Origin of the sequence: uncultured Polaribacter sp., from assembly GCF_947501385.1 — a bacterium.
Lineage (GTDB): Bacteria > Bacteroidota > Bacteroidia > Flavobacteriales > Flavobacteriaceae > Polaribacter.
Window position 1 is genome coordinate 1 of the sequence record NZ_CANMVP010000014.1, and the last position, 13,976, is coordinate 13,976.

Here is a 13,976-nt window from a genome sequence, read left to right on the forward strand (position 1 = left end):
TTTTGATAATGTATGGACATTGTTCTGGCGATTGTGTTGAAACTTTTAAAACCAGCTTGTCTTACTTTTTCATCCCACTTAGATAGACATATCGCCCTTTCAGGAGCACACAACAAACACAATCCCGACAGCTAGGATTTGCAATCCGAGTCCCAATTTCTCGAATAGGATACACCATGGTTGATGGTAGCTCAACTTTCCCCTTCGGGGAAATGTCCGTAGGACAAAGGGGCTAAAACGGTCTAAAAGGGTCTAAAAGGGGCTACTTAAAACCCCTTCAACACCTTTACCCCATGTACCGGTTGCTGCACGCCCGTAGTACTAGAAATCCCACTAGGCACTTCAAACTCATACACAAACTGCCAATTGTTTTTGGTGGTATAACTGCCTAAGATTTGAAGCCGACTTTGGGTGTCAACCCCTAAGCCCAGTCCGAATTTAGAGCGAATCTGTGTCAAAGTTTCCGTTTGGGTGGTGGCGATGCGAAGCGTATCTACCCGTAACAGGTATTTGGGAAAAAGTGGTTTGTAGTTGAATTCAGAAGAGAGCAAATCTCCATTGAACTTGTTATAGATGGTAAAGCGTCCGTCTAGTAGGCTGTCTTTTACTTGGACTTCAAACTGCTTAACGGAATCTATCGGTATCTTTTCTTTGGGAAGGATCGTGTTTTTTTGGTTTGGTATTGTTCGGGTACGATAGACAATTTTAGGCTCGGGGTTTAAGGTGATGCCTTTGGTGCTGACATAGTGGTTAAAGACCGCTAAAGTATCAATGGTTCCTTGTCGGTATTCGGTTTTGGTAATGGTTTGGGTTTCTTTGGTGGTATAGCCGCCGAGTCCTGTGATGATGGCATGTCTAATCCAGTCTTTGAAGAGAAACAGCAATAAGAGTAGGGCGATTGCTAGGGCTATTTGGGTTGTTTTTTTCATTCTTAAAAAGTTTAAGGTTCTTCAAAAGGTTCAATATTTTTCATTTAAAATTCAAGGGATGAAGTTTAAAAGGTTTCAGGTTTCAAGTTTCTAGGTTTTAAGGTTAGACACGGATGTCACGAATTGGCACTGACTTTACCGCAAAGAAATCGCAGAGGAAACGCAAGGTTCGCAAAGTTTTTTATGTGACTTCCTAAGTGGTTTGTCTTTTTTGTTTGTGTTTTATATTTAGATACGAATTTCACTGATTTGTGCTGGTTGTAGTATATTAATTACGCTGTTATACTGCATTGATTTGCTCTAATTTTACAGACTTGCAGTCTGTTTTCTTTTGTCATTCCTGCGAACTTGTCTACCGAAGGTAGAGGCAGGAATCTGTACTTCCAACTTCTTACCTGAACTGAACTTCTAACTTTCAACTCCACAAAGTTCTCGATACAATTTTTCTTCCTAACGTCAGAAAAACCACTACCATTGACGTCATTTATAATTGATTATTTTCCAGCAACTTATAAGTTCTCGATTTGCTTCGCAAGCTACCTTCAATCAAAATACATTTTGATTTTGGCAATGCTACCATTGACGTAGCTTGTAAGTTACTGTTTTACAAATTATTAATATATGTCTGGTCGAGCGCAGTCGAGACCTTCTTTAACCTCTCGATAGCTTCGCTAGCTACTTTCAATGAAAATGTATTTTCATTTCAGTAATGCTCGAGGAGACATTACGTCATTCCAACCGCTTGATAAAAATTTTTCTCGGGTCTCGGAATGACATTTTGATTTCCGTATTATTTTATCTTTTGTACTCATATTCATACTTTGCACTTTTAACTTCTAACTTCCAACTCCCTGTCATCTCGCCTGTGCTGAACTTGCCTGTGCTGAACTTGATTCAGTAATTCAGTGACCTTGTTCCCGAGGCTTCGGGAGAGATCTCTAAAAAGCTAACGTTAACACGATATGAGATTCCTCGGTTCCGCTTCACTCCTCTCGGAATGACACGATGATTTTAGTTGTATTTTATGTTTTGTACTTATATTCATATTTCGTATTTTCTTTTTAATTTTTTTCATTTTAGTTCACGACTTTTCTATTTCTTAAATAGGAGTTCATGAATGCTTCGCATTTGCCTTGATGCAAAACGAAACAAAAAATCAAGCCTTGCATCTTCGGCGGTCTTTCTAGTTCTCAATCCCTAAATGAAATGAACTAAGCTTCGCTTGCTACCTTCAAAACAAAATGCCTTTTGTTTTTCGGCAATGCTCAGACAGCATTTCATTTTACGGGCTTTTCAAACAGAAGACCCTCGCCTGCCAGATGCTATGGCGAAACTACCATTTGATATTTTGTACTTATTTTCATGATTTTCAGTCATACGTCTTTAAGTCATCAGTCATTTAAACTCAAAAACTTCGCATAAAACCAAAAGCCTCCTTACCCTTCCCTTTGGGAAGGGCCCTTACAAACATTTCACAAAGCAAAAAGTCTCCCCTGGGATGGGCTTCCAAACCCCAATAAAATCAAGCCCTAGCATGCATGCTTATCCATCATCAAACGGATAAGCATCGGTGACACAACGGATGCTTATCCGTGGCCTCGCCGATAGGCATCCATTTTTTGGGTATGCCGCCAGCATCTTTTTTTAACGCCAAAATGAGTCTCTATTTTATTATAAAAAACAAATTTCACTACTCCAAAAAACTAGGGAAAGCAGGATTTATAGTATATAAAATAGCCTATCAAGTTATGCCTTTTGGTAAATTAACCTTCCTAGCATGTTCACCAAACGTGGCCCAGGGTTGAATAGGATTCTATTTTTTGTGATAATTGAGCTGTTGACTTCCAACGCTGTGGGAGCCCCAACGCTGCTGATACTTACCCGCATGCTCCCTAGATCTCCAAAACGGACAATGTTGCCATTGGCCAACTCTTCTGTACAAACATCTACCATAGCATACAGTACGGCACGTATATCTGCACCGCTTACTGTACTTATCTTTTCTATGCTAGTGGTGAGCTGGTCTATATTGCGCTCGCCCTGTATTACCGTTGTTGCATACCATTTTTTGGTACCTCCACCTGGAACGCCTGGTTCTCCGCGTTCTATGGCTTTAAATTTAATAGGCATAATTTTTACTTTTAAAATTAATTAGTCGAACCTGCCTGGCCGGCAGGCAAGGTGAATCCCGCGGAATCGCGAGATCTCATCTGTATATCAAAGAGACTTTCTAAACAATCTCTAATCGCATCCGTTCCAAGATTGGAAACGGTAGGGTTCTTTTTATTTATTACATTGCTATTCTTTACTGTATACCATCTCGACCTGCGAGGTTATGGATTCCTGCCTCCGCAGGAATGACAGTGTAATTGCCAAATACTATGACGAGGCTATCATTTTGTATTTTGAACTTGTATTTATGTTTTACTCTTCACTGTATGTCATCCCAAAGTTTATGTTGAGCTTATCCTAGTAAAAGCAGGGATCTCATCTGTATATAAAGAGACCTTCTAAATAAGCGCTAACAGCATCCGTTTTCAGATATGGAAACCGGTAAGGGGCATAATTTGTTTGCGCTTTGTTAGGGCAACTGCTTACTGCCATGACCAATTGCTATACGGGGCTTTTGTTATAGACTTTCATGATGTTGTGTTTTTATTTATCTAGATATTTACGAATTAAAGGTTCTAAACGTTCACCTCGTGCATTCCTATCTACTATGATGCCTTCTTTGTTCACTAACCACACCGTAGGCAATGACCCAATACCATACAATTGTTTGTAGGCATCTCCATTAAAACCTTTGCCTTCAAAGCGCTGTGGCCATGGAACCTCTTTATTTTTTATAAGTTTTTGCACCCGTGCTTCTGCTGCTTTTTCGTCTAGGGTGATGCCAATAATTTCAAAGCCTTGCTCATGGTATTTGTTATAAAGCTTCTTTAAATGCGGTATTTCTTTAACACAGGGAGCACACCAGGTGGCCCAGAAATCTATGAGTATCACTTTACCCCGCATCTTAGCCAAATCTACTTTCCGACCATCCATTGACGTGAACACCATCTCTAGTGGCTTTGCGCCTGATTCCACGACCAATGCATCCAATTGCTCTTCGGCTGCTTTATACACAGCCTGAATACCTGCTTGTTCACTTCCTGCATGATTGTTATAAAGTTCCTGCCAGTAGCTTTCCGCCATTTTAGGTGCATAGGACTTTAAGGAAGATAAAAAATCCTTGGCACGGTCTGCAAGTATAGGCATATCTGCGTATTTTTTTATATTAGCGTCTAAACGCAACTTCATCACTGCCCAATACTGTGATTCTATCAATGGCCAATAGGTCGGTTGTTGAGATTTGTCCTCTCTTTGCTGAAGCCATCCAAAATAACGAGCGGCTTTTTTAAAATCACGACCAAATAAAGTCCATTCGGCATATTCTTTAGTTTCTATAGAGCTATTAGATGCTAAAACTTCTTCAACCATAGCATTCCCTTTTTGTATCCACTGCTCCATTGCCTGAAAATCTATTGGTAGTTTACGTATAAATTTTAAACCTTCTTTTCGTGGGATAGCCGCCAATACGCTTTGAAGGCTATCTGGGATATGCTTTAAAACAAAATAAGGAGTGGCTGTAATAAAAATAGTACGTGCGGTATCTCCTCGGGTATCTGCTGGATAGGTCTCCCAAAAAGTTGCCGCCAAGTTTATTTTCTGTCGGGCGTGTCGATCCTCAAACTGTGTCATGGCTAAACGTGGTAATGCTGTATAGACCGCATATTCTTTTTTGTCCCGAAACATAGGAATGGCTTTTTTTAATGCTTCCCAATCTTTGTCTGCCTCTTTTATGTTTACCATGCCTTTGGTCTCTAACTTCTGAGATGCTTTATGGGATTGGGTACATCCTAACATCATAACTAGGGTAGCCAACAAGTAAAGACAAGTATGATGATAAGTTGGAATCTTTTTATGTGAATCTTTTTGCATATTATTGAATTATAATTGGGATAGCTACTTTTTCTCGCACTGGAGGGTAACAAATTATATCATTACAGGTTTGGTATAGAATATGCCCCGTAATGGTATAACTACCTGTTGCTGTGTTTTTAGCTACCTTAAACTTTTGGGGCATTTGCACATCTTTACCGCTATAAGTATCAAAAAATCGGTCTTTGTCTGGTAATTCCAGCCCTCCTATTTTTTTAATACCCACGGGTACTTTAAAAGAGACTTTGGTGCCTATTTTACCTTGAGCAGCGTTTATAGGAATTGGGGCATAGACATACCAACCGGGTTGAATATTAAAAACCGTTGTGACGGTAAACTCTTTATCAATACAAACTGTTTTAGGTGCCTCTACAGTATAACTGACGATATCACTCGATTGTGCACTTATAGAGGTTACCATACTTAACAACACCCCTAATACCCAACCTATTTGTCTTTTATAAAACATCTTTTACTGTTTAGATTATTTTTCTCTTTTTTTGCCCAACATCACATAGACATAACCTTGGTGAATTAGGGAAGGGTCACCCCCATCGAGTAGGTAACCATATCGTTCTCTGACATTTTCAACTCTTCTCTTAGCATATTTGGGATCTTTTTTAGCTTGTTCCATCATTTTTTCAGCGTATGCTAGCGTATCGTAATCATAATTTAGACCATAGTTCTTTTTTAATATTTTAGTATCAGCTTCCCAACTCCAGGAGAGCTTGTGACTAAACTCGCCTCCATTGATCGTAGCAACACTAGTTCCAATAAGTAGGTCATTTACTCCATCACTATTCCAATCAGTTACGTAGGCCACAAGCCAGCTACCAGGAAAGGATTTACCGCCATCTTTCGCAGAAAACAATGGTTTTCCAGGCTTAAACCGATGCCCTTTATGAGTCTTGACCCCACGAAAGAACGTGACCGCAGACTCGCCTTTCTTATGATATATCCCAGTCACCAGCAAATCTAACACTCCATCCTTGTCCCAATCAACCACCAAAGGCATAGCACTAGTGCCTGTTGCGGAACTACCCATACTCGGGTATTTTTTCAGTTCTTCTTCGGTAGGTTGGTAAACTCTTAGTGGGTTATCATTGGTATCCAGTAATGGCTTACGCAAACCGAAGCGTGGTTTGGTTTTACTACCAATATTCTCACTGATACGTAAGGTGCTACCTCCAGTAATCAGGTCATCATCACCATCCCCGTCAAAGTCCCCAAAACTAGCTGAGGAATAATTCCAATACATCCATGATTTAGGATCAGAATCTGGAAGACTTGAATCCTTCTTAGCACTGGGATTCCCTGCTTGTTCAAGTTTTACACCTGGTAGAAAACCGTTTTCCGTACCACGAAACCAGGTGACTTCTCCAGGGTTGTACTGGCCTGTAATTAGGTCTTTAAATCCGTCATTATCCAAATCAATAAATTGAGGAGTAAAAGCAAGACAACACCAAGTATAAACAGATATCGGCGTACCATTAGGGGACTTCTCATATGGGTATCTCGCATGACGCGCGTAGTTAAATCGATTAGAAAACTCTGGTACAGTATTACTACCTGTATTCTTATATACCCGAATAAAGTTACCGACCGCATTACCATGCTCATAACCACTACCAAACTCCCCAATCAATAAGTCCTGATTACCATCACCGTCCCAATCATAGACTGCTGGTGCTGCCCAACCCATACCTCCTCCTATTAAAGGTAGGGTTGTTCCTATGATCAATTGGGGCTTTCCTAGTGTTGGAGCTCCTGGAATATTAGTATTAATCAGTTCTGGAAAGGCATTAGGCCCTTTGGTACTGCCAGTGCTTTCTGTAGTTGATTGTGAGTAGCTTTTTAGACTTAGTATAGACAGCAGGAGACTTAATATGATTATGTTTTTTTTCATATCTTCTTTTTTAGTGCTTCATTAACCTCTTTCCCATTTTATCCTTTTGGATATGGGAAAGAGGGTTTTATTCTTTATTTTAATTATACCCTGGGTTTTGTGGTAATAAGTTTGGATTGACCAACAATTCTACTTCTGGTATGGGCAATAGCACATCGGTAGCCTCCCAGCCCGGTTTGACAGGACCTAATACTTCATTTGCTTTACCCATACGCTTAAGGTCAAAAAAGCGATGTCCTTGTTCCGTAAACAGCTCAACTCGTCGTTCTTGAAGGATGGCCTCCAACAGATCAGGTGTTGTAGCAGCAGGCGTATTTCCTAAGCCTGCCCGGTTTCTTACCCTATTCAAATCTGCCTGCGCTCCTGCTATATCACCTTGTTGTACCCTAGCTTCCGCACGAATTAAGTATTGTTCCGCCAAGCGTAAGAGTATGGAATATTCTACGGAGGTCTCTGTATCCCCCCTTTCCTTATATTTAAAGGCATGGTACCAACTATCTGTTCCATCCGTCACCTCCTTTACCCAATTTCCTCTACGGACATCCCCTAACTCAAAGGCACCTATTAAACCACCGTTTAAAGCTACACTAGGAGGTGGTCCAGTGATAAAAATAAAGAGGTTCGCCTCTCCGGTATTAAGACCTTCCGTTTCGGGCTTAAACTGCCATATGGTCGAGCCACTTTCTTTTAAGAATACCTTATCCAAATCGTTTTCCCAGATGTATTTACCAATTACAGCTGTGCTTTCTGTTGCTGCATTTGCATAATCTTCTGCGTATAGATAGACTCTTGATAATAAGGCTGAAGCCACGCCTTTGTTGGCACGGATCCGTTCCCCTGTTAAATACTCCTCTGGGAGCAAAGACTTTGCCTCTTCCAGATCGGAGATCAGTTGAGTATATACCTCTTGTTCTGGTGTTCTGGAGACTTCGGTGTTGACCTTAAAATCTGAAGTAGTAATATAGGGCACATCCCCAAAAAGGTTCACTAGATAAAAATGGATACAGGCCCTTAGAAACAGTGCCTCTCCTTTGATTTGATTTTTATCTTCCAAACTTAAGGCAATAGAATTGTCCACACCTTCGATGATGGCATTGGCCTGAAAAATCAAATTATAGCTATTGTTCCAGATGGAAGCTATAGTACCATCCGTAGGGATCAGCATATTATTAGCAAAGGGTAGTAATGAACCAGTAATAGGGAAAAAATCCAGCTCGTCGGCATAGAGTCCCATTGACACACTGACTCCTGTTGAGGACCCGGTTATCAATACATTATCCCTTAGTTGAATATAGATTGATAGCACTGCGGCATTGGCCGTAGCTGCCTCTTCGAACACAGTTTCACTTATCAGTTCCGATCGGGGAGGGTCCACTTCCACAAAACTTTCACAGGAAGTTATGAATAAAGCTAGTAAACACCCTAATAGTATTTTTGAAACTGATTCAAATTGTATCATTTGGTGATTAATACTTTTTATCTTTATATAGAATATTTTCATAATTATTATTTTTTAGTTAAAAGTTGAATGAAATCCCTATGTTCAAGCGTCTCAGAATAGGAATAAAGCCCACTGATCGTTCAGGATCGGAACCCTTAAAATTTGTGAAAGTGAACAAATTTTGCCCTTGAACATACAGTCGGCATTGTTTACCCTTTAGCACAGACGCAGGAATGGTATAGGACAAGGAAACATTTTTTAGCCGTACAAAAGAAGCATCGGTCACAGCGGTATTACTATTACCTAGTCTTGAAGCAGCAAGTACAGCTGCACCATTTAATCCTACGGTATACCGTTGGAAGGTCGCCTGATCTCCAGGCTGTTGCCAGCGATCTAATACTTCCACAGGTTGATTGCCAAATGTTCCCGCTATTGCGCCAGAAATCAAAAAATTTCGTGCTTTTTGTTTAGTAAATTGGAAGAAGATATCGAGATCCCAATTCTTATAGGTAATGTTGTTATTCAACCCCCCAAAATAAATAGGTGCTGTATCTTCAAGCCATTGCAGGTCCTCAGGGTTACTTATTATCCCATCATCGTTATAGTCCTCAAACTCATAGATGCCTGTCTCTGGATTCACCCCCAAATTATGATATAATTTCAAAATGCTTAAGGATTCTCCTACCACAAATTGATTGGCAAAGGTAGAACCTTCCAAACCGGGAAATGAAACCAACTCATTTCTGGGGACGGTCATATTAAAGGAAGTGGTCCATTGAAAGTTTTCCTTTTGAAAATTCACCGCTTGAAGTTCCAACTCTAGCCCCGTGTTCTTCACAGTAGCCCCTAAATTGGATTGGATGGAATTAAATCCAGTGGTACCAGGCAATGGAGTACCTACCAATTGGTTTGAGGAGATATTACGGAAATATGCGCCAGTGAAAGTTATACGATCATTTAACAGCCCTAGCTCCAATGCTAATTCCAGTTTTTCATTTACTTCCCAGGCAAAATCTGGATTAAACAATCGTGTGGGCTGCAAACCTTCAGTCCCATCATAAGACCCAATATTACCACTGTAAGTGTCTAAAAATTGATAATCGCCAATCTGGTCATTGCCTGACGTCCCATAACTTCCTCTTAATTTTCCATAACTTAAAAAGGCCTGGTCTTTTAAAAAATTCTCGTTGGAAAAAATCCAAGCAGCACCTATAGCTCCAAAATTAGCAAATTGCTTATCTGGTCCAAAACGGCTCGACCCATCCCGCCTTCCTGTAAGGTTTATAATATACTTTCCATCCCAATTATAATTAATTCGTCCATAGACAGCCTGATATTTATATTCGGTTTTAGTATCATTGGTGATTGTTCTAACTGAAGCTGAGGATATATTAAGTATTAAGTTATTGCTGGTAAATCCGTCACCAAACTGAGTGAGTTGTTCATCCGTCTGTTCCTGGAAAGTGGTACCTGTCGATAATCTAAGGGTTCCCTTACTAATGGAATGTTGCCAGTTGATCTGGGGTTCTATAATCCAAGATTTTCTTTTACCGTTATTGGTAAATAAAGATGACCGTTCAGGACCGACACCAAAGGCGGGATTGAATCTTGTGCTAGGACTTGTGCTATAGTCGTTCAAGTCCGTATCACTGAAACCCAGACTTGTCTTTAGTTCAAGGCTAGGGATGATTTGATAAGATAGTACGGAATTGACAAATAAGTTAGAGCGTTCGCTCTCGTATTCTGAATTTAACGCAGCCAAAGGGTTGTTATTAAATGTTCCGTTTTCAAAATTCAAATTGCCTTCATCGTCAAACAAGGCTGGGGCATTAGGTGCCAAAATTTCAGATGCAGGGGTTAAATCATTAGCAGGGAGATCGTTGTTTTCCGTCGTATAGTTGGTGGAAAACACAAGTTTAAAACGCTCATCAGTAGAGCTATGATTGATGTTGGCGCGAATTGTGCCCCTTTTATATTTAAAATCTCCTGGAAATACCGTAGTTTCGGTATAATAACCTCCGCTTAAAAGGAATTGGGTGTTACTGTTTCCCCCGGAAACAGAGGCCTGAACATTATTCGTATAGGCAGTGCCTCCAAGAAGCACTTCTTGCCAATCCGTATAACGGTTCTGATCCCATGCGAATACGTCAGGAAATGCAGGTTCAAAGAACGAAGGAACTGGATCAAGACCATCATTCACAAGAGCTTCCCTTCGCATTTCCAAAAACTGCTCCGTATTCAATAGATCTCTTGTTTGACTTACGCTTCCCATTCCCGTATCCACATTGATATTAAAGGTGGTTTTTCCCTCCTTTCCTTTTTTAGTGGTGATCAGCACTACGCCATTGGCACCACGGGAACCATATATGGCCGTAGCATCCGCATCTTTTAAAATTTCAATACTCTCAATATCGGAGGGATTAATCAGGTTAAAGGGACTCAGATTTGCGCGGGGAAGAATTGTACTTACCAGACCATCACTCATCGTCTGAGAATCAAAAGGTACACCATCAACAACGTAAAAGGGTTCATTCCCACTACTGATACTGTTTTGTCCCCGTATCCGAACCGTAAAACCAGCTCCAGGGACACCTCCTTGTTGCGTAATTTGTACACCTGGTATTCTTCCAGGTAAGGCTGCCAAGGGGTTTTGCACCGGTTGGTTTTCTATTGTTTTTGCTTCTACTTTGGCAATGCTACCTGTGGCTTCTCTTTGTGTGGTTTTGTAGTAGCCTGCGTTGATGGTGACTTCATCTAGTTGCCCTATTGTTTCTTTTAATGCCACATTTATAGTGGTTTGATTGCCTACTAAAATTTCTTGTGTGGCATAGCCTAGATAAGAAAACACCAATACACTGGCGGCATCGGGTACGGTAATTTGGTATTGGCCATCGAAATTGGTGGAGAGGCCTCTATTGGTGCCTTTTATCAAGATGGTTACGCTTGGGAGGACTTCACCTTTGTCATTGGTTACGGTACCGGTTACTTGTTGTTGGCGTTGGTTTTTTTTGTCTTTAATAAGTATGGTATGGTCTAAAGAGAGTATTATATTAAAATGCCCACCCCCAATACTTTTATGGAGTAATTTATCTACGCTTATACTGCCTTTTTTTAGTGGTACATCAGGTAAGTGTTTAAATAAATGTTCAGGATATAAAAAGCGGTATTTGGTTTGTTTTTGAATGATTCTAAACACAGCATCTACCGAGACCACTTGATTGGTCTTGATTTTTACCTGTTTTTGAGAAAAACTATTTTCAACGTTAAAGCTAAAAACGGTAGTACATAATAAGAAGATAAAAGTTCTCATAAAGATCATCAGTAGCCATTTTTGAAACAGAGAACGGCTTTTAATTAATTTAATTTCCATAAATTTGTGTGTTATTAATTGGTTAAACTTTAATTAATTGATAATGTTACTAAGGGGATATGGTTTTTGAACTTTTGCCGGTTTAAACCTTGTTCCCTTTTTTTTGTCTATTGATAGACCTGTTTTGTTAGTGTATTATTTGCTTCATAGTTTACGTGTTATTTATATTTTTTTGGTTATTGGTTATTGGTTATTAGTGTTTCGTTTTGTTGTCGAATCACTCGAACCGATATGCTAACGGTTCTTTTATGTTTTGTACTTTATACTGCTCCCGAAGCTTCCAACTTCTTTTCTCTTTTCTACCATCTAGCATCTAACATCTATCATCTAGCCTCTTTCTACTTCATACTTTATACTCTATACTCTAAGCTCTATACTCTAAACCGTCTAACTTTCAATGATGAGATTCCTTGTCGGCTAGGCGCCTCTGTTGGATGACATCTCAACGACCAACTTCTTTTCTCTTTTCTACCATCTACCATCTAGCATCTAGCCTCTTTCTACTTCATACTCTATACTCTAAGCCGTCTAACTTTCAATGATGAGATTCCTTGTCGGGTAGGCGCCTCTGTCGGATGACATCTCAACGACCAACTTCTTTTCTCTTTTCTACCATCTAGCATCTAACATCTATCATCTAGCCTCTTTCTACTTCATACTCTATACTCTAAGCCGTCTAACTTTCAATGATGAGATTCCTTGTCGGGTAGGCGCCTCTGTCGGATGACATCTCAACGACCAACTTCTTTTCTCTTTTCTACCATCTAGCATCTAACATCTATCATCTAGCCTCTTTCTACTTCATACTTTATACTCTATACTTTATACTCTAAGCTCTATACTCTAAGCCGTCTAACTTTCAATGATGAGATTCCTTGTCGGCTAGGCACCTCTGTTGAATGATATCTCAACGACCAACTTCTTTTCTCTTTTCTACCATCTAGCATCTAACAGCGAAGCGGTCTACCATCTACCATCTAACATCTAACAGCGAAGCGGTCTACCATCTATCATCTAGCATCTAAACTTATCTCAACACAATCTTCTCATGATGAATCTCAAAGTTTTTAATAGCGCCAAAGCTTTTAATAATTTTTAAGATGTCTTCTATTTTTTGATCCTTGCCCAATGCTCCATTAAAGCGAGCTGTTTCTAGATCTGGATCCATAAACTCTACCTTCATATCATACCAACGCGATAATACCGTCATCATCTCTTTTAACGATTTACTCTGGAAACTAAAAATACCCTCTCTCCATACTGTTTCGTTGTAGATATCAACATTTGCAATGTGTATGTTTTTTGTTTTTACATTAAGATTTGCCTGTTGCCCAGGAATCAGAGCTGTTTTGGTATTAGACGCTAAAGTATTAGACGTGATAAATTGCGCCGCTACGGTTACCTTTCCTTCAACCAAGGTGGTGTAGACATTGGTTTCGTCTTTATAGGCTTTGATGTTGAATTCGGTTCCTAAAACTTCTACTTCTTGCGCTTGGTGAATTACTTTAAAATTAGCCCCTCTATGATTTGTGCTTGGTGAGACCTTAAAATAGGCTTCTCCGTAGATCAATTCTACCTTACGGGTTTTTCCATCCGTAAAGGCTACAGGATATTTGATTTGAGATTCTGAGTTTAACCATACTTGGGTGCCATCCGCTAAAGTCATTTGAAACTGCCCTCCTCTGGGAATGGTTAGGGTGTTGTAGTTGGTGGTTTTTGGTTTTTGGGTGTTGGTGGTTTTGCTGTACACGATTGTTTCTCCGTTGCTATCAATAGTGGGTGTTTGGTAGCTTGTGCCTTTGGCTAAGGTTACCTCTGAACCGTTTGCCAAGGTGAGTGTGGCTTTGTCTGTGCCTTTTTCTATTTGGTTGTTAACAATGATGGGTGGGGTGAATTGTGGGGTATTGTTGTCTTTATTTAAGAATATGGTGAGTGCTACTACTAAGAGTATAGATGCAGCGGCTGCGTATTTGTAAAAACGAAACTTTCGTTTTAGTTTTAATGATTTTTCTTTTCTGATAAAATTAATCAAATCTATTTTAGCCTTAGGCGTGTTAAACGTTTTCATTTTATAATCAATTACATAATTCGTTTCTATAAAGACTTTAAAAAGCCTATCATATTGTTCCTCTTTTATGTACTTATTAATAGTATCTAACTCCTCTGAATTGTTTGAGTTGTTGATGTATTTTATAATTAATTCTATAAAAATTTCTGGTTTCATACAGTTTGCTTTCTATTTTAATGACGTGAGCCAAATATACTACCCCGACGATTTATTTATTTTTTTTTAATATTGTAGTCAGGTAGCTGGTGTCTATTTATTTTTTGAATGTGAAAAAATTATAA

Annotated in this window: 8 protein-coding genes; all 8 read right to left on the reverse strand. The window is 39.6% G+C overall.

Annotated features, from left to right (window positions below; translation table 11 throughout):
- Positions 1 to 266 precede the first annotated feature (266 nt).
- The 8 genes from Q0998_RS10290 to Q0998_RS10325 all read right to left on the reverse strand — a co-directional run bounded on the left by Q0998_RS10290 (position 267) and on the right by Q0998_RS10325 (position 13,851).
- Positions 267 to 929, reverse strand: a complete 663-nt coding sequence (locus Q0998_RS10290; RefSeq protein WP_299669704.1) for a hypothetical protein — start codon at positions 927 to 929, stop codon at positions 267 to 269.
- A 1,746-nt stretch (positions 930 to 2,675) separates the two neighbouring features.
- The gene (locus Q0998_RS10295) at positions 2,676 to 3,059 is read right to left on the reverse strand and encodes an HU family DNA-binding protein (protein WP_299669705.1); all 384 of its coding nucleotides are present in this window, start codon (positions 3,057 to 3,059) and stop codon (positions 2,676 to 2,678) included.
- Positions 3,060 to 3,584: 525 nt separating this feature from the next.
- The gene (locus Q0998_RS10300) at positions 3,585 to 4,910 is read right to left on the reverse strand and encodes a TlpA disulfide reductase family protein (RefSeq protein WP_299669707.1); all 1,326 of its coding nucleotides are present in this window, start codon (positions 4,908 to 4,910) and stop codon (positions 3,585 to 3,587) included.
- Between the two features lies 1 nt (position 4,911).
- A complete protein-coding gene (locus tag Q0998_RS10305) occupies positions 4,912 to 5,379 on the reverse strand; it encodes a protein-disulfide reductase DsbD domain-containing protein (RefSeq protein ID WP_299669709.1) in 468 nt (155 codons plus the stop codon).
- 15 nt (positions 5,380 to 5,394) lie between these two features.
- A complete protein-coding gene (locus Q0998_RS10310) occupies positions 5,395 to 6,816 on the reverse strand; it encodes a VCBS repeat-containing protein (protein ID WP_299669711.1) in 1,422 nt (473 codons plus the stop codon).
- A gap of 79 nt (positions 6,817 to 6,895) precedes the next feature.
- Positions 6,896 to 8,317, reverse strand: a complete 1,422-nt coding sequence (locus Q0998_RS10315) for a RagB/SusD family nutrient uptake outer membrane protein (RefSeq protein WP_299669713.1) — start codon at positions 8,315 to 8,317, stop codon at positions 6,896 to 6,898.
- Positions 8,318 to 8,333: 16 nt separating this feature from the next.
- Entirely contained in the window at positions 8,334 to 11,627 is a 3,294-nt protein-coding gene (locus Q0998_RS10320; protein ID WP_299669714.1) for a SusC/RagA family TonB-linked outer membrane protein, read from the reverse strand.
- A gap of 1,027 nt (positions 11,628 to 12,654) precedes the next feature.
- Positions 12,655 to 13,851 (reverse strand): FecR family protein, encoded by a 1,197-nt coding sequence (locus tag Q0998_RS10325; protein WP_299669716.1) that lies wholly within the window; start codon positions 13,849 to 13,851, stop codon positions 12,655 to 12,657.
- Between the last annotated feature and the right edge of the window lie 125 nt (positions 13,852 to 13,976).